This window comes from Bradyrhizobium commune (assembly GCF_015624505.1).
GTDB lineage: Bacteria > Pseudomonadota > Alphaproteobacteria > Rhizobiales > Xanthobacteraceae > Bradyrhizobium > Bradyrhizobium commune.
Genome location: NZ_CP061379.1, coordinates 3,178,435 through 3,201,238 on the forward strand (window position 1 = coordinate 3,178,435; position 22,804 = coordinate 3,201,238).

The 22,804-nt window shown below is 67.9% G+C and carries 3 protein-coding genes and 1 pseudogene; 2 read left to right on the forward strand and 2 right to left on the reverse strand.

Annotated features, from left to right (window positions below; translation table 11 throughout):
- Positions 1 to 265: 265 nt before the first annotated feature.
- Both IC761_RS15130 and IC761_RS15135 read right to left on the reverse strand, forming a co-directional pair.
- The gene (locus IC761_RS15130; RefSeq protein ID WP_195803997.1) at positions 266 to 937 is read right to left on the reverse strand and encodes a 4'-phosphopantetheinyl transferase family protein; all 672 of its coding nucleotides are present in this window, start codon (positions 935 to 937) and stop codon (positions 266 to 268) included.
- Positions 934 to 1,758 carry a metallophosphoesterase family protein gene (locus IC761_RS15135; RefSeq protein WP_195803998.1) on the reverse strand — a complete coding sequence of 275 codons (825 nt, stop codon included), beginning with the start codon at positions 1,756 to 1,758 and terminating at the stop codon, positions 934 to 936. The genes IC761_RS15130 and IC761_RS15135 overlap by 4 nt, the downstream gene beginning before the upstream one ends.
- A gap of 645 nt (positions 1,759 to 2,403) precedes the next feature.
- Between IC761_RS15135 and IC761_RS36150 the strand changes: the two are divergent.
- A pseudogene (locus IC761_RS36150) lies at positions 2,404 to 3,201 on the forward strand (polyketide synthase dehydratase domain-containing protein); the annotation flags it as partial.
- 255 nt (positions 3,202 to 3,456) lie between these two features.
- Positions 3,457 to 22,794: a type I polyketide synthase gene (locus tag IC761_RS15140; protein WP_246791519.1), complete on the forward strand. Its 19,338-nt coding sequence runs from the start codon at positions 3,457 to 3,459 to the stop codon at positions 22,792 to 22,794.
- Positions 22,795 to 22,804: the final 10 nt, after the last annotated feature.

Sequence of the window (22,804 nt, forward strand, 5' to 3'; positions counted from 1 at the left end):
GTCGAAGATGCTAACCGGCGATGTGACGCACGTCTCATTGTGGAAGAATATACGCAGCAGGACCGCCACTGGCTAGTTGTCGGTTATTGACCGGGGTCTTGGTCCGGCCATGTCCATCAGCACAGCGATGTCGATCAACAATGAGGCAATCACGGTGCCTCAATAAGCATCGCGACGTCGATCGCCGGCTTCGGTCGCGTCGGCGGACTACAATTTGGTCAACTTTACTGCCGCCAAGGTTCAGGATTCGAGCTTCGGTGCGTGATCAGGCCGCTGTAGCATCGACGGGCACTGTCACAGCAGTTGCGACGAGGCCGTGCGCAACTATGAAGCGGCCGCGCAACTCGACAAGCGGCGGTCCGCCGTCAGTTCGGGTTCCATCGACGAGCAGCTTCGCGGCGAATGTACCCATCGGATCAATCGTCAGGCGTGCATCTTCGAAGCCGAGCCAACGGCCAGTCAGGGGGTACCAGGCCTTGTAGACGGACTCTTTCGCGCTGAACAACAATCGCCCCCAGTGAAGCGCGGGAAGTGCACGGGACAACGCAGCCAGCATCTCAGACTCTCCCGCCACGGTGATCGATTCCTCGACGCCGTCAGGCAACCGATCGCTCCTTTCGGTATCGATACCGATGCTCGCGAGCACGCTATTGTGGGCAACTGCGGCAGCCCGGAAGCCGGTGGTATGAGTGATGCTGCCGACCACGCCCGCCGGCCACAGCGGCTCGCGCCTCGGGCCTGCGCGGATTGGAACCGGTGCGTACCCAAGCTTGGCGAGTGCGTCGCGCGCGCAGCGTCGCGCTGTCATGAACTCGCGGCGGCGGGTTTCGACGGCGTTCGCGACAAGAGATTCCTCTTCCGGAAAGCTCTGCTGCGCCGGCGCATCCTCGAAAGTCTCAACCGCCACAACGCCGTGGGGCAGCAGCTTTTCGATCATGCTGGCAGCACCTTCCTGGGCATTGGCGGCTTGCTGCGCTTGCTCCACTCGCGCGGATAACCGACTGAGACTTCCTCAAACCGGACGCCATCATAGTAGGCTGTTCGTGGGATGTGCAGGTGACCATAGACAACGACGCTGGCGCGAAAGCGAATGTGCCAATCTGCGGTCCGGGTCGTGCCGCACCATTGCGCGAATTCCGGAAAGCGCAGCGCCTGGGTCGGCTGGCGGATGAGCGGCCAGTGCCCAACGAGGACCGTCTTCACATCGGGCCCCAGGGCGAGCAGCCGGCTCTCGGCTTCGCTCAGCCGAGCACTGCACCACGATTCCCGATCCGGATACGGAGACGGGTGCAGCAACATCTCGTCGGCGCAGACGATTCCAGTCTGATACGCGTACTGCAGGGACTCTCTCTTTGTGCGCGTGCCGGGCGCGAGCCAGGAATGGTCATAGAGCAGGAACAGCGGCACAATCGTGACAGGGCCGCTTTCGTCCGGCCAGATCGCGTACTCGTCTTCGGGTGTCAGGATGTCGTTGTCTCGGCACATTTGAACCAGAGCCTGGTAGCGAGCCACGCCTCGTAGCTGGACGGGGTCATCACGAAGTGTCCACAAGTCGTGATTGCCCGGCGTCCAAATCACTTTCGCATACCGGCTCCGCAACAGCGAAAGTGTCTTCTCAATCTTGCTGAACGTATCGTCCACATCGCCGGCGACGATCAGCCAGTCGTCACGCGATTCCGGACGCATTTGGTCGATGATACGCCTGTTCTCCGAGAATGAACTGTGAAGATCACTGGTCGCAAACAGGGATCCCGGCACCTCGATTCCTCTCTGCCTTGCTCGTCGTTTGCGCTCGGACCATGTCTTACCCAGTCTAGACGCTGAGCATGAGTACAATTAAAGTGGCGACAAATCCGGGCGGGCTTTGTTAGCCGAAGAATATCTTTAGATGATGACCGCCATGGAAGTGGTAAAAAGTTCGAACTCAAGTAGAAATTATCGTACCTTATAGTTGCAAGCATTGAAGCAGCGATCCACGTGCGGGGGTGTAAGACGCGGTTCCATCGACGTGGCTACTCCAAGCTCGGCGCTATCTAAGTGGCCTACGTCACATTCACATTCGCGGCGCTGCATTAACTTGCTTCTGATGAACTTGCTTCTGATGCCGTTGAACTCCTCAAGCTTGTAAAATTGTTGACGCCGGCGTGCGCTTTGTGACTCAATTGCGTCTGTGCTTGGTTCTCTATTTTGCGAGGCCGATCGCTGACAGGCGCATCGTTCACCTCGATCAAGCAACTCAAGCAGCACTTTAGTGCCTCGTCGGAATTTGCAACGAATGTGAAGGAGGGTTCGTCTGGACGAAATTGTGAGTCCAGCACTGCGCGTCAAAGGGCCACGCTTGGTGGCTTGTGATTTCTGGATACCAGTATGAGTTGTAACTTACTTGTTTTGTGATTGGTCGCCATGCAGCATCTCAGCTCAACGTATGACCTGTTAACCGGTTCGGCGTTGATCAGTTACCGACTGTCGCTGTCGGAGCACCCCTGGTTGGCGCATCACAAGGTTTTCGATCGCGTCGCCTCGGCTGGGACCGGGCTATTGGAATTGGCTCTGGCGGCAGGGCTCGCCCTGGACAGTCCGCGGGTGCTTGAGCTGACGCTGGTTGCTCCCCTGATGATTTCTTCCGCGAGTGGATCGCGGGTGAAGATACAGGTGCAGGCTGCCGACGCACAGGGGCGTCGTACATTTTTCCTCCATAGTCTGGATGAGGCATCGCGCGCGCCATCAGGCGGCTGGATCCTCCATGCGACGGGCGTGTTGGCGGAAGCCGAGGCAGCCGACCAAGACGAAGCCGCTGTGCCGCTTCTCGATGCGTGGCCCCCGGAGGGAACGACACAACTGGACATCTCGAATCTCGGCGCTCGATTAAGTGCACAGGGACTTGATTGCGGGCCGGCGTTGCAGGGACTGGCTGGGGCCTGGCGCCTCGGCGACACGATCTACGCGGAGGTGGCGCTGCCCGCCGGCACGATATCGGGTGCTGCGGAGTTCGGCATTCATCCCGCGCTTATTGATGCTGCCTTGCATGTATTTGCTGCGGAAGGTTTTGCCGCCGACGATGAAGGTGGCTTGCCGCTTCCGTTTTCGTGGTCGGATGTGACGCTGCACACACACGGGGTCCGCGAGTTGAAGGTACGTTTTGATCTGGGCACGTCTGAGAGCTCGGAGCAGAGGTCGGCCTCGATGGTGTTGTGGAATGGGAAAGGGCCGCCGGTCGCGACGGTGGGGCGTCTGACACTTCGTCGGGCTGCTGGCGAGCCATCGCTGGAGGATCAAGTCGAGCAAGCGGCGGCTCCAGAACTTTTGCATATGCGGGAAAGCCCGAAGCCTCGTCGTGTAGCGGCAGGTGGCGCCGCCGTATCAGCCCTGCGCCATCGCTTGAGCGAGCTGCCCGAAAATGAGCGTCTCGGGAGCCTTGTGGTATTGGTGCAGGAGGGTATTGCGTCGATTTTGGCCTTGCCCGGAGCGTCCTCTGTCCCTGCGGATGCGCCGCTGAAGGGGCTTGGCCTCGACTCGCTGATGGCGGTCGAGCTGCGTAACCGCCTGTCGGTGCGGGTAGGGATCAAGCTGCCGACGACGCTGGCGTTCGATTATCCGACTCCGGAGGCGATTGCGTCGCTGCTTTTGCGCGAGATCTTTCCGGATCTGCATGCAATCGCAAGCACTGCTCTCCAGCGGCCGCGCGCGAAGGACGAGCCGATTGCGATCGTGGCAATGTCGTGCCGTACGCCGGGGGACGTCAAGGATGCGGAGACTTATTGGACCCTGCTTGCGGAAGGGCGGGATGCGATCGGACCGTTTCCGGCGCGCTGGGATAGCCATGCGCTCTACGATCCGGATCCGGAGACGCGGGGCAAGAGCTACGCGCGAGAAGGCGGCTTCCTGCATGATGTCGATCAATTCGACGCGGGCTTTTTCGGGATTGCGCCACGCGAAGCGGTGTCGATGGATCCGCAGCAGCGATTGGTGCTGGAGGTCGTGTGGGAGGCGCTCGAGAAGGCCGGGCTTCAGCCGGAGGCGCTGAATGAATCGAGCACGGGCGTCTATCTCGGCTCGATGCGCAGCGATTACAGGCAAAGCGGGATCTCTCTGGAGGCGATGGATGGCTACGTAGAAACAGGCCAGGCCAGCAGTGTGCTCTCCGGTCGTGTGTCTTATGCGCTGGGTCTGCAAGGCCCGGCGATGACGATCGATACGGCGTGCTCGTCATCGCTGTCGGCGCTGCATCTCGCCTGCACGGCGCTGCGGCAGGGCGAGTGCGATCTGGCACTGGCGGGCGGTGTGCAGGTGATGAGCACGCCGTCGGTGTTTGTGGAATTCAGCCGGCTGCGCGGCGTCGCGCCCGACGGCCGAAGCAAGAGCTTCTCCGACGGCGCTGACGGCGCCGGTTGGAGTGAAGGCTGCGGCGTGCTGGTGCTGAAGCGGCAGTCGGATGCGGAGCGGGATGGCGACGAGATTCTGGCGCTGATCCGGGGCTCTGCGGTGAACCAGGATGGTCGCAGCCAGGGTCTGACGGCACCCAATGGTCCGAGCCAGCAGCGCGTGATCCGTGCCGCCCTGTCGGCGAGTGGCGTCAGCCCCGACGAGATCGACGTTGTGGAAGCGCACGGCACCGGCACAAGTCTTGGCGATCCCATCGAGGCGGGCGCCCTGGCCGCGGTGTTCGGGCCGACCCGGCGCGAAGATCGCCCGCTGTGGCTGGGCTCGTCAAAGTCGAACCTCGGGCACACCCAGGCGGCCGCCGGCGTTCTCGGCGTGATGAAGATGGTGCTGGCGCTCCGGCACGAGGTCTTGCCGAAGACGCTGCATGCGGAGCATCCAAGCAGCCAGATCGAGTGGGACGGCAGCGGGCTGTCGCTGCTGCAGGAAGCACGGGCGTGGCCGCGGGAGCCTTCGCATGTGCGCCGTGCCGGCGTGTCCTCGTTCGGCATCAGCGGGACCAATGCGCATGTCGTGATCGAGGAGGCGCCGGCGCGGTCGTCTGCTGCTGTCAGCAGTGAGATCAACGGCACGGAAGCATCGTCGCAGGCCGTGATCCCGCTGCTGGTGTCGGGCCGTGACGAGGCCGCGCTGCGGGCGCAGGCGGGCCGGTATGGCGAATGGCTGTCGCAGCATCCGGACGCGGACTGGGGCTCCGTGGTGGCGACGGCTGCATTGCACCGGACGCATTTTGGCGCGCGGGCCGCGGTCTCGGTGCGCGATGCGGCGGAGGCGATAGAGGCGTTGCGATCGCTGGCCGAGGGCCGCCCGCATGCGGCGGTGTCGGTCGGCGAGGTGCGCGACCGCGGCCGTGTGGTGTTCGTATTCCCTGGACAGGGCAGCCAGTGGCCAACGATGGGCCGGGCCCTGCTGGCGGAGTCGGCGGTGTTTGCGCAAGCGATTGCGGCCTGTGAAACGGCGCTGTCGAGATACACGGACTGGTCGCTAACCTCTGTGCTTCGTGGCGATGAGGATCTCGAACCCTCCCTGCTGGAGCGGGTGGACGTGATCCAGCCGGCGCTGTTTGCGATGAATGTTGGCCTTGCCGCCGTGTGGCGCAGTCTCGGGCTGGTGCCCTCGGCGGTGGTGGGCCACAGCCAGGGCGAGATCGCAGCCGCCGTGGTGGCTGGCATCCTCTCGCTCGAGGACGGCGCCCGGGTCGTGGCGCTGCGCAGCCAGCTGTTGCGCCGTCTGACCGGGCACGGCGCGATGGCGGTGACGGAGCTTGCGGCCTCGCTCGTGGAAGAGCGGCTGAAAGCGGCGGAATGGTCCGGTCTGTCGGTCGCGGTGGTCAACACGCCGGGCTCGACGGTCGTCTCGGGGCCGACTGAAGCGATCGAGCGCTGGGTCGGCTGCCTTGGCCAGGAAGGGGTGTTCTGCCGGCAGGTCAATGTGGACTACGCCTCGCACAGCGCGGAGATGGACCCGATCCTGCCGGAGCTGGAACGCTTGCTGTCGGACCTTAAGCCACAGTCAGGTCAGGTGGCGATGATCTCGACGGTGACGGGATCGCGTTGTGAAGGAGTATCGCTGGACGGGGCCTATTGGTGCCGGAACCTGCGGCAGACGGTGCGGCTCGACCTTGCACTGGCCGAGCTGATCGGTCACGGGCATGGCGTGTTCGTGGAAGCGAGCGCGCATCCGGTGCTGGCAATGCCGCTGTCTGCGGCAAGCGGCGAGCATGGCGTGGTGGCGGGATCGCTGCGCCGCGATGGCGGAGGGATGTCGGAGCTTTTGCGCAATCTCGGCACGCTGCATGTGCACGGCGTTGGCGTCGACTGGAAGGCCGTTGGCAATCTCGCCAAGCAGCCTGTTGCCTCGCTTCCGACCTACGCATTCCAGCGGCAGCGTTACTGGCTTGAGGCGGAGAAGGCGGGCGGTGATGTCGCGACGATGGGCCTGTCGGAAGCCGCGCATCCGCTGCTGGGAGCTGCGACGCCGCTGGCGGAGAGCGACGGCTTCCTGCTGACGGGGCGGCTGTCGTTGTCGGACGCGGGCTGGCTGGGCGACCACAAGGTGTTCGGGACGGTGCTGCTGCCGGGGACCGGGCTGTTGGAGCTCGGCTTTGCGGCGGCGCGTGCGGTGGGCGCCACGAGCGTGTCGCAGCTGACGCTGCTGGCGCCGCTGGTGCTGCCGGCGGAGGGCGGGGTGCGGCTTCAGGTCCAGGTCGATGGTGCCGAGGCGGGCGCCGGCGGCCGGGCCTTGAGCATCTACAGCCGTGCGGAAGATGCGGCCGAGGGCGGATCGTGGACACTGCATGCGCAGGGCATGCTGGGCGAGGCGGCAGCGGAAGACGCGGTGCAGGACGCTGCAGCGGAGAGCGGGCTTGAAGAGAGCGGGCTCGAGGTGTGGCCGCCCGTCGGTGGCGAGCCGATCGATTTGAGCGGTCATTATGCGCGGATGCAGGCCCGCGGCTACGGCTACGGGCCGCTGTTCCAGGGGCTGGTTGAGGCCTGGCGTGTTGGGGACGCCGTAGTTGGGCGGGCGGTGCTGCCCGATGCGCTGTCGGACTCGGCGGAGAGTTACGGGCTGCATCCGGCGCTGCTGGATGCGGCGCTGCATGTGCTGAGCTTTGATCCTGTTGCGGGCAGCGATCTCGATGGCGGAGCGGATGCGCCGCTGCTGCTGCCGTTCGAATGGTCCGAGGTGTCGCTGGCCGCGACGGGGGCGCGTGAGCTGCGGGTGCGCGCCTCGGTCGAGCGCGGTGGCGAGGGCGAGGCGCTGGCGCATCTGCAGCTTGCGGATGGTCACGGCCGTGTTGTGGCCCATGTCGGGGGCTTGCGGCTGAAGCAGGCAAGCGAGGCACAGATCCGTGAGGCTTCGCGCAGCGAGGCGCAGCATCTGTATCGGCTGGAGTGGCGTGCGGTGGCGCTGGGCGAGGCCAGCTCCGAAGCCCCGCTGATGGTGGGCGGCGACGGCAGGCTGGCGGCGGCTCTCGGGCTTGATCATGCCGAGAGCATTGCAGCTGTTGTTGCGCGGCTCGACGCGGGTGCATCAGTCCCGGCTCAGATCGTGTTCGACCATTTGTCCGATCCGGCTGAACCTGATGGCCCCGTGCTTGCGGCAACGCATGCGACGGCGGAACGCGGGTTGGCCGAGCTTCAGGGGCTTCTTGGCGAGGCGCGCCTGAACGAGACGGATGTCGCGTGGCTGACGCGGGGCGCGGTGGCGACGGGTCCGGATGAAGGTGCCGGCGGACTGACGCGGGCGCCACTGTGGGGCCTGGTGCGCAGCGCGCGGGCGGAACATCCGGACCGGCGGTTGCAGCTCGTTGACATCGATGCGGTCCTCGCGGATGCGTCGTTGCTGGCGAAGCTGACGTCGACGACGTCCGAGCCCGAGCTGGCGCTGCGGCATGGTGCGGTGCTGGCGCCGCGGCTGCTGCGGGCTGGAGCGGGCGGGAGTGTCCTTCAGGCGCCGGCAACAGCGCCGGATTACCGCGTTGCGGTCACCGCTGCCGGCCGGCTCGACGGCGTCAGCCTGGTGGCGGCAGGCGAGCTGTCGGAGCCGTTGGCATCAGGTGAGGTCCGGGTCGGCGTGCGTGCGGCCGGCATGAACTTCCGCGACGTGCTGATCACGCTGGGACAGATTGCATCCCCCGGCATCGGGTTCGAGTTTGCCGGCGTGGTGGAGGCGGTCGGCGCGGAGGTGACGTCGGTTGCGGTCGGCGACCGGGTGTTCGGCTGTGGGCGCGGCTGCTTTGGCACCCGCGCGGTGACGCCGGCGCAGCAGCTTGCGACGATCCCTGAAGGGATGTCGTTCGCGGCGGCGGCGACGATCCCGCTGGCCTATCTGACGGCGCTGTATGCGCTGCAGGAGCTTGGGCATATCAGGTCCGGAGACCGCGTCCTGGTGCACGCAGCAGCCGGTGGCGTCGGGATGGCCGCGGTGCAGCTGTGCCGGCATTTTGGCGCGGAGGTGTACGGCACGGCGAGCCCCGCCAAATGGCCGGTGCTGGAAGGAATCGGACTGGACGGACGGCATATCGCCAACTCCCGCGACCTCAGCTTCGAGACGCAGTTTTTGTCGGCGACGAACGGCGAGGGTGTCGACATCGTGCTCAACGCGCTGACGGGCGAGTTCGTCGATGCCTCGCTGCGGCTGCTGCCGCGGGGCGGCCGCTTCCTGGAGATGGGGATCGCGGACGGGCGTGACGCGGATGCGATCGCGGCAAAATATCCTGGCGTGAGCTACCACGCGTTCGTGCTGCCTTCGGAGCGGATGCCGGCGCTGTTGCAGCAGCTGATGGGCCTGTTCGCGGCAGGCGTGCTAAAACCGTTGCCGTACGTGGCCTACGATGTGCGGCAGATGCCGGCGGCGCTGCGGCAGATGGCGCAGGGCCGCCACATCGGCAAGCAGGTGGTGCAGCTGCCGCGGCGTCTTGAAGCGGACGGCACCGTGCTGATCACGGGCGGTGCGGGCGAGCTCGGCCGTGAGGTCGCGCGGCATCTGGTTGCGGATCACGGTGTGCGTCATCTCTTGCTGACGTCGCGCCGCGGCATGGCCGCGCCGGGTGCATCTGAACTTATTACCGAGCTACAGGCGCTGGGCGCGCAGACGGTCGAGCTGGTGAGCTGCGACGTCGCGAACCGTGATGCTGTCAGTGCCATATTGAACACCATCGCGCCGGAACGTCCGCTGACGGGGGTGTTCCATCTGGCGGCGACGCTGGACGACGGCATCGTGCCGGCGCTGACCGTGGAGCGTCTGGAGCGGGTCTTGCGGCCCAAGCTCGATGGCGCCTGGCATCTGCACGAGCTGACGGCGGACCAGGATCTTGCGGCGTTCGTGCTGTTCTCGTCGGTTGCAGCGCTCGGCAGTCCGGGCCAGGCGAACTACGCGGCGGCGAACGTGTTTTTGGACGCGCTTGCGGCGGAGCGTCGGCATCGCGGCCTTGCCGGGCAGAGCCTGCTGTGGGGCCTGTGGGAGCAGCGCGGGGTCGGCATGACGGCGCATCTGGGCCGGGCCGAGCTGTTGCGGATGCGCCGGCAGGGCGTGCAGGCGCTGTCGCTGGAGCTCGGGCTCAAGCTTCTGGATGCGGCACAGGCGCAGCCCGAGGCGATGCTGGTCCCGATCCATCTGGATGTCGGCGCGATGCAGCGCCAGTTCGGCGAGGAGGTGCCGGCGCTGTATCGCGGCCTGGTACGCACTGGCTTGCGGCGGGCCTCAGTGGCATCGAGCGGCGACACCAACAGTCTGCGGTCGCGGCTGGCCTCGCTTGCGGGCGAAGCGGAGCGGCTGGCGGCGCTGGTGGAGCTGGCGCAGGAGGAGATCGCGGCGGTGCTGGCGCTGCCGGGCGCCGCCTCGGTGCCGGCGGACCAGCCGCTGAAGGAGCTCGGGCTCGACTCGCTGATGGCGGTCGAGCTGCGCAACCGCCTGTCGGGCCGGGTCGGCACCAAGCTGCCGGCCACGATCGCCTTCGACTATCCGACCGCACGGACGATGGCCCGCCTCCTGCTCGAGAAGCTCGAGCTCGGTCGTGCGCCTGCTCGACAGGAGCCGCGGCGGGCGATCAGTGCATCGGCGACGTCGGAGTCGATCGCGATTGTCGGGATGAGCTGCCGCACACCTGGAGGTCCCGCGAGCCCGGAGAGCTATTGGGCCTTGCTGGAGCGCGGTGGCGACGGCGTGGGCCCGCTGCCGGGCCGCTGGAGCCGTGATCTGCTGCGGCGCCTGGACGAGATCACGGGCGGACTGTCGCAGGAGGGTGGCTTTATCGACTCCGTCGAGGACTTCGACGCCGGCTTCTTCGGCATCTCGCCGCGCGAGGCGGTGGAGATGGATCCGCAGCAGCGCCTGATCCTGGAGGCGGTGTGGGAGGCGCTGGAGCGCGCGGGGATCCGACCCGAGGGTCTGGGAGAGAGCCGGACCGGCGTCTATCTGGGCTCGATGGCTGGCGACTACGGCACGCGCTCGCTCGAGGCGGCGACGATGTGGACGTCGACGGGCACGCTGTCGAGCGTGCTGGCGGGCCGTGTCTCCTATGTGCTGGGGCTCGAGGGTCCGGCGATGACGGTGGATACGGCCTGCTCGTCGTCGCTGACGGCGCTGCACCTGGCGAGCACGGCGCTGCGTCAGGGTGAGTGCGACCTCGCACTGGCGGGCGGCGTGACCGTGATGTCGACGCCCTCGACGTTTGTGGCACTGGGTCCTGACAACGGGATGGCGCCGGATGGTCGCTGCAAGGCATTCTCGGCAACCGCCAATGGTGCGGGCTGGAGCGAGGGCTGCGGTGTGCTGGTGCTCAAGCGCCAGTCGGATGCGGAACGGGATGGCGACGAGATTCTGGCGCTGATCCGGGGCTCTGCGGTGAACCAGGACGGCCGCAGCCAGGGTCTGACGGCGCCCAACGGCCCGAGCCAGCAGCGCGTGATCCGTGCGGCGCTGTCGGCGAGCGGGGTGAGCCCCGACGAGATCGACGTGGTCGAGGCGCACGGCACCGGAACCAGCCTTGGCGATCCCATCGAGGCCGGCGCCCTGGCCGCGGTGTTCGGGCCGACGCGGCGCGAAGACCGTCCGCTGTGGCTGGGCTCGTCGAAGTCGAACCTCGGCCACACCCAGGCTGCGGCCGGCGTCCTCGGCGTGATGAAGATGGTGCTGGCGCTCCGGCACGAGGTCTTGCCGAAGACGCTGCATGCGGAGCATCCAAGCAGCCAGATCGAGTGGGACGGCAGCGGGCTGTCGCTGCTGCAGCAAGCACGGGCGTGGCCGCGCGAGCCTTCGCATGTGCGTCGTGCCGGCGTGTCCTCGTTCGGCATCAGCGGGACCAATGCGCATGTGGTGATCGAGGAGGCGCCGGCGCGCGCCACAGCTCGTGGCACGGATACAAAAAATACAGACGATGCGTCATCGCCGTTGATCCCGCTGCTGGTGTCGGGCCGTGACGAGGCCGCGCTGCGGGCGCAGGCGGGCCGGTATGGCGAATGGCTGTCGCAGCATCCGGACGTGGATTGGTCTTCCGTGGTGGCGACGGCTGCATTGCACCGGACGCAGTTCGCCGTACGTGCCGCGGTGTCAGTACGCGATGCGGCGGAGGCGATAGAGGCGTTGCGATCGCTGGCCGAGGGTCGCCCGCATGCGGCGGTGTCGGTTGGCGAGGCCAGGGGCGAGGCCGGCAAGCTGGCGTTCCTGTTCACGGGCCAGGGCGCGCAGCAGATCGGCATGGGCCGGGCGCTGCTGGAGACGTGCCCGGCGTTCCGCGCCACGTTCGAGGAGGCCTGCGGCCATTTTGACGAACTGCTGGATCTGCCGCTGCGCAGCGTCATGTTTGCAGAGGAAGGCTCGGAGGCGGCGTCGAAGCTCGACGAGACCGCCTACGCACAGCCGGCGCTGTTTGCGGTCGAGGTGGCGCTGTTCCGCCAGCTGGAGCAGTGGGGTATCGCGCCCGACATCCTGCTCGGCCACTCCATCGGCGAGCTCAGTGCCGCACATGTTGCGGGCGTGTGGTCGCTCAGGGATGCCTGCCGTGTGGTGGCCGCGCGCGGCCGCCTGATGCAGGCGCAACCCGCCGGCGGCGCCATGGTGGCGATCGAGGCAGGTGAAGCGGAGGTGCTGCCACTGCTTTCTGAAGGCGTCGAGATCGCCGGGTTGAACGGGCCGCGTTCGACGGTGATCTCCGGCGATGAAGCCGCCGTGCTGGCGCTGGCGGAAGCGTTCAAAAGCAAGGGTCGCAGGACCTCTCGTCTGCAGGTGAGCCACGCGTTCCATTCCAGGCGAATGGAGCCGATGCTGGAGGCGTTCGGCCAGGTGCTGGCGTCAGTCTCCTTCGGCACGCCGCGGCTGCCGGTCGTGAGCAACGTGACGGGCCGTCTGGCGACCAAGGAGGAGCTGTGCAGCGCGGCGTACTGGGTGCGTCAGGTGCGCAGTCCGGTGCGGTTCCTCGACGGCGTGCATGTGCTGGAAGCCGACGGCGTGCGGGCAAGTCTCGAGCTTGGTCCGGACGGCATCCTGACCGGACTAGCAGCGGGATGCTTGTCGGAAGGCTCACCGATGCAGGTGATTGCCGCACAACGCCGCGGCCGCGATGGCGGCGAGGCGCTGCTGGCGGCACTCGGCACGCTTCACGTTCACGGCCTTGGCGTCGACTGGGCGAAGGCGCTTGGATCGAGCGCAAAGACATCGGTTGCCTCGCTTCCGACCTACGCATTCCAGCGGCAGCGTTACTGGCTGGAGGCGGAGAAGGCGGGCGGTGATGTCGCGACGATGGGCCTGTCGGAAGCCGCGCATCCGCTGCTGGGAGCTGCGACGCCGCTGGCGGAGAGCGACGGCTTCCTGCTGACGGGGCGGCTGTCGTTGTCGGACGCGGGCTGGCTCGGCGACCACAAGGTGTTCGGGACGGTGCTGCTGCCGGGGACCGGGCTGTTGGAGCTCGGCTTTGCGGCGGCGCGTGCGGTGGGCGCCACGAGCGTGTCGCAGCTGACGCTGCTGGCGCCGCTGGTGCTGCCGGCGGAGGGCGGGGTGCGGCTTCAGGTCCAGGTCGATGGTGCCGAGGCGGGCGCCGGCGGCCGGGCCTTGAGCATCTACAGCCGTGCGGAAGATGCGGCCGAGGGCGGATCGTGGACACTGCATGCGCAGGGCATGCTGGGCGAGGCGGCAGCGGAAGACGCGGTGCAGGACGCTGCAGCGGAGAGCGGGCTTGAAGAGAGCGGGCTCGAGGTGTGGCCGCCCGTCGGTGGCGAGCCGATCGATTTGAGCGGTCATTATGCGCGGATGCAGGCCCGCGGCTACGGCTACGGGCCGCTGTTCCAGGGGCTGGTTGAGGCCTGGCGTGTTGGGGACGCCGTAGTTGGGCGGGCGGTGCTGCCCGATGCGCTGTCGGACTCGGCGGAGAGTTACGGGCTGCATCCGGCGCTGCTGGATGCGGCGCTGCATGTGCTGAGCTTTGATCCTGTTGCGGGCAGCGATCTCGATGGCGGAGCGGATGCGCCGCTGCTGCTGCCGTTCGAATGGTCCGAGGTGTCGCTGGCCGCGACGGGGGCGCGTGAGCTGCGGGTGCGCGCCTCGGTCGAGCGCGGTGGCGAGGGCGAGGCGCTGGCGCATCTGCAGCTTGCGGATGGTCACGGCCGTGTTGTGGCCCATGTCGGGGGCTTGCGGCTGAAGCAGGCAAGCGAGGCACAGATCCGTGAGGCTTCGCGCAGCGAGGCGCAGCATCTGTATCGGCTGGAGTGGCGTGCGGTGGCGCTGGGCGAGGCCAGCTCCGAAGCCCCGCTGATGGTGGGCGGCGACGGCAGGCTGGCGGCGGCTCTCGGGCTTGATCATGCCGAGAGCATTGCAGCTGTTGTTGCGCGGCTCGACGCGGGTGCATCAGTCCCGGCTCAGATCGTGTTCGACCATTTGTCCGATCCGGCTGAACCTGATGGCCCCGTGCTTGCGGCAACGCATGCGACGGCGGAACGCGGGTTGGCCGAGCTTCAGGGGCTTCTTGGCGAGGCGCGCCTGAACGAGACGGATGTCGCGTGGCTGACGCGGGGCGCGGTGGCGACGGGTCCGGATGAAGGTGCCGGCGGACTGACGCGGGCGCCACTGTGGGGCCTGGTGCGCAGCGCGCGGGCGGAACATCCGGACCGGCGGTTGCAGCTCGTTGACATCGATGCGGTCCTCGCGGATGCGTCGTTGCTGGCGAAGCTGACGTCGACGACGTCCGAGCCCGAGCTGGCGCTGCGGCATGGTGCGGTGCTGGCGCCGCGGCTGCTGCGGGCTGGAGCGGGCGGGAGTGTCCTTCAGGCGCCGGCAACAGCGCCGGATTACCGCGTTGCGGTCACCGCTGCCGGCCGGCTCGACGGCGTCAGCCTGGTGGCGGCAGGCGAGCTGTCGGAGCCGTTGGCATCAGGTGAGGTCCGGGTCGGCGTGCGTGCGGCCGGCATGAACTTCCGCGACGTGCTGATCACGCTGGGACAGATTGCATCCCCCGGCATCGGGTTCGAGTTTGCCGGCGTGGTGGAGGCGGTCGGCGCGGAGGTGACGTCGGTTGCGGTCGGCGACCGGGTGTTCGGCTGTGGGCGCGGCTGCTTTGGCACCCGCGCGGTGACGCCGGCGCAGCAGCTTGCGACGATCCCTGAAGGGATGTCGTTCGCGGCGGCGGCGACGATCCCGCTGGCCTATCTGACGGCGCTGTATGCGCTGCAGGAGCTTGGGCATATCAGGTCCGGAGACCGCGTCCTGGTGCACGCAGCAGCCGGTGGCGTCGGGATGGCCGCGGTGCAGCTGTGCCGGCATTTTGGCGCGGAGGTGTACGGCACGGCGAGCCCCGCCAAATGGCCGGTGCTGGAAGGAATCGGACTGGACGGACGGCATATCGCCAACTCCCGCGACCTCAGCTTCGAGACGCAGTTTTTGTCGGCGACGAACGGCGAGGGTGTCGACATCGTGCTCAACGCGCTGACGGGCGAGTTCGTCGATGCCTCGCTGCGGCTGCTGCCGCGGGGCGGCCGCTTCCTGGAGATGGGGATCGCGGACGGGCGTGACGCGGATGCGATCGCGGCAAAATATCCTGGCGTGAGCTACCACGCGTTCGTGCTGCCTTCGGAGCGGATGCCGGCGCTGTTGCAGCAGCTGATGGGCCTGTTCGCGGCAGGCGTGCTAAAACCGTTGCCGTACGTGGCCTACGATGTGCGGCAGATGCCGGCGGCGCTGCGGCAGATGGCGCAGGGCCGCCACATCGGCAAGCAGGTGGTGCAGCTGCCGCGGCGTCTTGAAGCGGACGGCACCGTGCTGATCACGGGCGGTGCGGGCGAGCTCGGCCGTGAGGTCGCGCGGCATCTGGTTGCGGATCACGGTGTGCGTCATCTCTTGCTGACGTCGCGCCGCGGCATGGCCGCGCCGGGTGCATCTGAACTTATTACCGAGCTACAGGCGCTGGGCGCGCAGACGGTCGAGCTGGTGAGCTGCGACGTCGCGAACCGTGATGCTGTCAGTGCCATATTGAACACCATCGCGCCGGAACGTCCGCTGACGGGGGTGTTCCATCTGGCGGCGACGCTGGACGACGGCATCGTGCCGGCGCTGACCGTGGAGCGTCTGGAGCGGGTCTTGCGGCCCAAGCTCGATGGCGCCTGGCATCTGCACGAGCTGACGGCGGACCAGGATCTTGCGGCGTTCGTGCTGTTCTCGTCGGTTGCAGCGCTCGGCAGTCCGGGCCAGGCGAACTACGCGGCGGCGAACGTGTTTTTGGACGCGCTTGCGGCGGAGCGTCGGCATCGCGGCCTTGCCGGGCAGAGCCTGCTGTGGGGCCTGTGGGAGCAGCGCGGGGTCGGCATGACGGCGCATCTGGGCCGGGCCGAGCTGTTGCGGATGCGCCGGCAGGGCGTGCAGGCGCTGTCGCTGGAGCTCGGGCTCAAGCTTCTGGATGCGGCACAGGCGCAGCCCGAGGCGATGCTGGTCCCGATCCATCTGGATGTCGGCGCGATGCAGCGCCAGTTCGGCGAGGAGGTGCCGGCGCTGTATCGCGGCCTGGTACGCACTGGCTTGCGGCGGGCCTCAGTGGCATCGAGCGGCGACACCAACAGTCTGCGGTCGCGGCTGGCCTCGCTTGCGGGCGAAGCGGAGCGGCTGGCGGCGCTGGTGGAGCTGGCGCAGGAGGAGATCGCGGCGGTGCTGGCGCTGCCGGGCGCCGCCTCGGTGCCGGCGGACCAGCCGCTGAAGGAGCTCGGGCTCGACTCGCTGATGGCGGTCGAGCTGCGCAACCGCCTGTCGGGCCGGGTCGGCACCAAGCTGCCGGCCACGATCGCCTTCGACTATCCGACCGCACGGACGATGGCCCGCCTCCTGCTCGAGAAGCTCGAGCTCGGTCGTGCGCCTGCTCGACAGGAGCCGCGGCGGGCGATCAGTGCATCGGCGACGTCGGAGTCGATCGCGATTGTCGGGATGAGCTGCCGCACACCTGGAGGTCCCGCGAGCCCGGAGAGCTATTGGGCCTTGCTGGAGCGCGGTGGCGACGGCGTGGGCCCGCTGCCGGGCCGCTGGAGCCGTGATCTGCTGCGGCGCCTGGACGAGATCACGGGCGGACTGTCGCAGGAGGGTGGCTTTATCGACTCCGTCGAGGACTTCGACGCCGGCTTCTTCGGCATCTCGCCGCGCGAGGCGGTGGAGATGGATCCGCAGCAGCGCCTGATCCTGGAGGCGGTGTGGGAGGCGCTGGAGCGCGCGGGGATCCGACCCGAGGGTCTGGGAGAGAGCCGGACCGGCGTCTATCTGGGCTCGATGGCTGGCGACTACGGCACGCGCTCGCTCGAGGCGGCGACGATGTGGACGTCGACGGGCACGCTGTCGAGCGTGCTGGCGGGCCGTGTCTCCTATGTGCTGGGGCTCGAGGGTCCGGCGATGACGGTGGATACGGCCTGCTCGTCGTCGCTGACGGCGCTGCACCTGGCGAGCACGGCGCTGCGTCAGGGTGAGTGCGACCTCGCACTGGCGGGCGGCGTGACCGTGATGTCGACGCCCTCGACGTTTGTGGCACTGGGTCCTGACAACGGGATGGCGCCGGATGGTCGCTGCAAGGCATTCTCGGCAACCGCCAATGGTGCGGGCTGGAGCGAGGGCTGCGGTGTGCTGGTGCTCAAGCGCCAGTCGGATGCGGAACGGGATGGCGACGAGATTCTGGCGCTGATCCGGGGCTCTGCGGTGAACCAGGACGGCCGCAGCCAGGGTCTGACGGCGCCCAACGGCCCGAGCCAGCAGCGCGTGATCCGTGCGGCGCTGTCGGCGAGCGGGGTGAGCCCCGACGAGATCGACGTGGTCGAGGCGCACGGCACCGGAACCAGCCTTGGCGATCCCATCGAGGCCGGCGCCCTGGCCGCGGTGTTCGGGCCGACGCGGCGCGAAGACCGTCCGCTGTGGCTGGGCTCGTCGAAGTCGAACCTCGGCCACACCCAGGCTGCGGCCGGCGTCCTCGGCGTGATGAAGATGGTGCTGGCGCTCCGGCACGAGGTCTTGCCGAAGACGCTGCATGCGGAGCATCCAAGCAGCCAGATCGAGTGGGACGGCAGCGGGCTGTCGCTGCTGCAGCAAGCACGGGCGTGGCCGCGCGAGCCTTCGCATGTGCGTCGTGCCGGCGTGTCCTCGTTCGGCATCAGCGGGACCAATGCGCATGTGGTGATCGAGGAGGCGCCGGCGCGCGCCACAGCTCGTGGCACGGATACAAAAAATACAGACGATGCGTCATCGCCGTTGATCCCGCTGCTGGTGTCGGGCCGTGACGAGGCCGCGCTGCGGGCGCAGGCGGGCCGGTATGGCGAATGGCTGTCGCAGCATCCGGACGTGGATTGGTCTTCCGTGGTGGCGACGGCTGCATTGCACCGGACGCAGTTCGCCGTACGTGCCGCGGTGTCAGTACGCGATGCGGCGGAGGCGATAGAGGCGTTGCGATCGCTGGCCGAGGGTCGCCCGCATGCGGCGGTGTCGGTTGGCGAGGCCAGGGGCGAGGCCGGCAAGCTGGCGTTCCTGTTCACGGGCCAGGGCGCGCAGCAGATCGGCATGGGCCGGGCGCTGCTGGAGACGTGCCCGGCGTTCCGCGCCACGTTCGAGGAGGCCTGCGGCCATTTTGACGAACTGCTGGATCTGCCGCTGCGCAGCGTCATGTTTGCAGAGGAAGGCTCGGAGGCGGCGTCGAAGCTCGACGAGACCGCCTACGCACAGCCGGCGCTGTTTGCGGTCGAGGTGGCGCTGTTCCGCCAGCTGGAGCAGTGGGGTATCGCGCCCGACATCCTGCTCGGCCACTCCATCGGCGAGCTCAGTGCCGCACATGTTGCGGGCGTGTGGTCGCTCAGGGATGCCTGCCGTGTGGTGGCCGCGCGCGGCCGCCTGATGCAGGCGCAACCCGCCGGCGGCGCCATGGTGGCGATCGAGGCAGGTGAAGCGGAGGTGCTGCCACTGCTTTCTGAAGGCGTCGAGATCGCCGGGTTGAACGGGCCGCGTTCGACGGTGATCTCCGGCGATGAAGCCGCCGTGCTGGCGCTGGCGGAAGCGTTCAAAAGCAAGGGTCGCAGGACCTCTCGTCTGCAGGTGAGCCACGCGTTCCATTCCAGGCGAATGGAGCCGATGCTGGAGGCGTTCGGCCAGGTGCTGGCGTCAGTCTCCTTCGGCACGCCGCGGCTGCCGGTCGTGAGCAACGTGACGGGCCGTCTGGCGACCAAGGAGGAGCTGTGCAGCGCGGCGTACTGGGTGCGTCAGGTGCGCAGTCCGGTGCGGTTCCTCGACGGCGTGCATGTGCTGGAAGCCGACGGCGTGCGGGCAAGTCTCGAGCTTGGTCCGGACGGCATCCTGACCGGACTAGCAGCGGGATGCTTGTCGGAAGGCTCACCGATGCAGGTGATTGCCGCACAACGCCGCGGCCGCGATGGCGGCGAGGCGCTGCTGGCGGCACTCGGCACGCTTCACGTTCACGGCCTTGGCGTCGACTGGGCGAAGGCGCTTGGATCGAGCGCAAAGACATCGGTTGCCTCGCTTCCGACCTACGCATTCCAGCGGCAGCGTTACTGGCTGGAGGCGGAGAAGGCGGGCGGTGATGTCGCGACGATGGGCCTGTCGGAAGCCGCGCATCCGCTGCTGGGAGCTGCGACGCCGCTGGCGGAGAGCGACGGCTTCCTGCTGACGGGGCGGCTGTCGTTGTCGGACGCGGGCTGGCTCGGCGACCACAAGGTGTTCGGGACGGTGCTGCTGCCGGGGACCGGGCTGTTGGAGCTCGGCTTTGCGGCGGCGCGTGCGGTGGGCGCCACGAGCGTGTCGCAGCTGACGCTGCTGGCGCCGCTGGTGCTGCCGGCGGAGGGCGGGGTGCGGCTTCAGGTCCAGGTCGATGGTGCCGAGGCGGGCGCCGGCGGCCGGGCCTTGAGCATCTACAGCCGTGCGGAAGATGCGGCCGAGGGCGGATCGTGGACACTGCATGCGCAGGGCATGCTGGGCGAGGCGGCAGCGGAAGACGCGGTGCAGGACGCTGCAGCGGAGAGCGGGCTTGAAGAGAGCGGGCTCGAGGTGTGGCCGCCCGTCGGTGGCGAGCCGATCGATTTGAGCGGTCATTATGCGCGGATGCAGGCCCGCGGCTACGGCTACGGGCCGCTGTTCCAGGGGCTGGTTGAGGCCTGGCGTGTTGGGGACGCCGTAGTTGGGCGGGCGGTGCTGCCCGATGCGCTGTCGGACTCGGCGGAGAGTTACGGGCTGCATCCGGCGCTGCTGGATGCGGCGCTGCATGTGCTGAGCTTTGATCCTGTTGCGGGCAGCGATCTCGATGGCGGAGCGGATGCGCCGCTGCTGCTGCCGTTCGAATGGTCCGAGGTGTCGCTGGCCGCGACGGGGGCGCGTGAGCTGCGGGTGCGCGCCTCGGTCGAGCGCGGTGGCGAGGGCGAGGCGCTGGCGCATCTGCAGCTTGCGGATGGTCACGGCCGTGTTGTGGCCCATGTCGGGGGCTTGCGGCTGAAGCAGGCAAGCGAGGCACAGATCCGTGAGGCTTCGCGCAGCGAGGCGCAGCATCTGTATCGGCTGGAGTGGCGTGCGGTGGCGCTGGGCGAGGCCAGCTCCGAAGCCCCGCTGATGGTGGGCGGCGACGGCAGGCTGGCGGCGGCTCTCGGGCTTGATCATGCCGAGAGCATTGCAGCTGTTGTTGCGCGGCTCGACGCGGGTGCATCAGTCCCGGCTCAGATCGTGTTCGACCATTTGTCCGATCCGGCTGAACCTGATGGCCCCGTGCTTGCGGCAACGCATGCGACGGCGGAACGCGGGTTGGCCGAGCTTCAGGGGCTTCTTGGCGAGGCGCGCCTGAACGAGACGGATGTCGCGTGGCTGACGCGGGGCGCGGTGGCGACGGGTCCGGATGAAGGTGCCGGCGGACTGACGCGGGCGCCACTGTGGGGCCTGGTGCGCAGCGCGCGGGCGGAACATCCGGACCGGCGGTTGCAGCTCGTTGACATCGATGCGGTCCTCGCGGATGCGTCGTTGCTGGCGAAGCTGACGTCGACGACGTCCGAGCCCGAGCTGGCGCTGCGGCATGGTGCGGTGCTGGCGCCGCGGCTGCTGCGGGCTGGAGCGGGCGGGAGTGTCCTTCAGGCGCCGGCAACAGCGCCGGATTACCGCGTTGCGGTCACCGCTGCCGGCCGGCTCGACGGCGTCAGCCTGGTGGCGGCAGGCGAGCTGTCGGAGCCGTTGGCATCAGGTGAGGTCCGGGTCGGCGTGCGTGCGGCCGGCATGAACTTCCGCGACGTGCTGATCACGCTGGGACAGATTGCATCCCCCGGCATCGGGTTCGAGTTTGCCGGCGTGGTGGAGGCGGTCGGCGCGGAGGTGACGTCGGTTGCGGTCGGCGACCGGGTGTTCGGCTGTGGGCGCGGCTGCTTTGGCACCCGCGCGGTGACGCCGGCGCAGCAGCTTGCGACGATCCCTGAAGGGATGTCGTTCGCGGCGGCGGCGACGATCCCGCTGGCCTATCTGACGGCGCTGTATGCGCTGCAGGAGCTTGGGCATATCAGGTCCGGAGACCGCGTCCTGGTGCACGCAGCAGCCGGTGGCGTCGGGATGGCCGCGGTGCAGCTGTGCCGGCATTTTGGCGCGGAGGTGTACGGCACGGCGAGCCCCGCCAAATGGCCGGTGCTGGAAGGAATCGGACTGGACGGACGGCATATCGCCAACTCCCGCGACCTCAGCTTCGAGACGCAGTTTTTGTCGGCGACGAACGGCGAGGGTGTCGACATCGTGCTCAACGCGCTGACGGGCGAGTTCGTCGATGCCTCGCTGCGGCTGCTGCCGCGGGGCGGCCGCTTCCTGGAGATGGGGATCGCGGACGGGCGTGACGCGGATGCGATCGCGGCAAAATATCCTGGCGTGAGCTACCACGCGTTCGTGCTGCCTTCGGAGCGGATGCCGGCGCTGTTGCAGCAGCTGATGGGCCTGTTCGCGGCAGGCGTGCTAAAACCGTTGCCGTACGTGGCCTACGATGTGCGGCAGATGCCGGCGGCGCTGCGGCAGATGGCGCAGGGCCGCCACATCGGCAAGCAGGTGGTGCAGCTGCCGCGGCGTCTTGAAGCGGACGGCACCGTGCTGATCACGGGCGGTGCGGGCGAGCTCGGCCGTGAGGTCGCGCGGCATCTGGTTGCGGATCACGGTGTGCGTCATCTCTTGCTGACGTCGCGCCGCGGCATGGCCGCGCCGGGTGCATCTGAACTTATTACCGAGCTACAGGCGCTGGGCGCGCAGACGGTCGAGCTGGTGAGCTGCGACGTCGCGAACCGTGATGCTGTCAGTGCCATATTGAACACCATCGCGCCGGAACGTCCGCTGACGGGGGTGTTCCATCTGGCGGCGACGCTGGACGACGGCATCGTGCCGGCGCTGACCGTGGAGCGTCTGGAGCGGGTCTTGCGGCCCAAGCTCGATGGCGCCTGGCATCTGCACGAGCTGACGGCGGACCAGGATCTTGCGGCGTTCGTGCTGTTCTCGTCGGTTGCAGCGCTCGGCAGTCCGGGCCAGGCGAACTACGCGGCGGCGAACGTGTTTTTGGACGCGCTTGCGGCGGAGCGTCGGCATCGCGGCCTTGCCGGGCAGAGCCTGCTGTGGGGCCTGTGGGAGCAGCGCGGGGTCGGCATGACGGCGCATCTGGGCCGGGCCGAGCTGTTGCGGATGCGCCGGCAGGGCGTGCAGGCGCTGTCGCTGGAGCTCGGGCTCAAGCTTCTGGATGCGGCACAGGCGCAGCCCGAGGCGATGCTGGTCCCGATCCATCTGGATGTCGGCGCGATGCAGCGCCAGTTCGGCGAGGAGGTGCCGGCGCTGTATCGCGGCCTGGTACGCACTGGCTTGCGGCGGGCCTCAGTGGCATCGAGCGGCGACACCAACAGTCTGCGGTCGCGGCTGGCCTCGCTCGCGGGCGATGCGGAGCGGCTGGCGGCGCTGGTGGAGCTGGCGCAGGAGGAGATCGCGGCGGTGCTGGCGCTGCCCGGGGCCGCCTCGGTGCCGGCGGACCAGCCGCTGAAGGAGCTCGGGCTCGACTCGCTGATGGCGGTCGAGCTGCGCAACCGCCTGTCGGGCCGGGTCGGCACCAAGCTGCCGGCCACGATCGCCTTCGACTATCCGACCGCACGGACGATGGCCCGCCTCCTGCTCGAGAAGCTCGAGCTCGACAACGTCAAGTCAGGTCCGTCGGTCTGGGGTGATGAGCAAATTCGCCGGAAGCTACGAGAAATTTCTATCGAAGCGCTACGCGAGTCGGGCCTTCTTGAGCGTCTCATGATGCAGCCGAATGCCACCTCTTCCCGGCGTGCAGGCGACGATGAATTGTCCGCGCATATCGATGAGGCCGAAACCGAGTCTTTGTTGAATATCGCGTCTGAATTGCTCTGAAAAACATGCA

What these genes read in the sequence shown, in the direction of transcription:
- IC761_RS15130 (WP_195803997.1), bottom strand. Translation starts at nt 937, where the DNA reads ATGATCGAAAAGCTGCTGCCCCACGGCGTTGTGGCGGTTGAGACTTTC.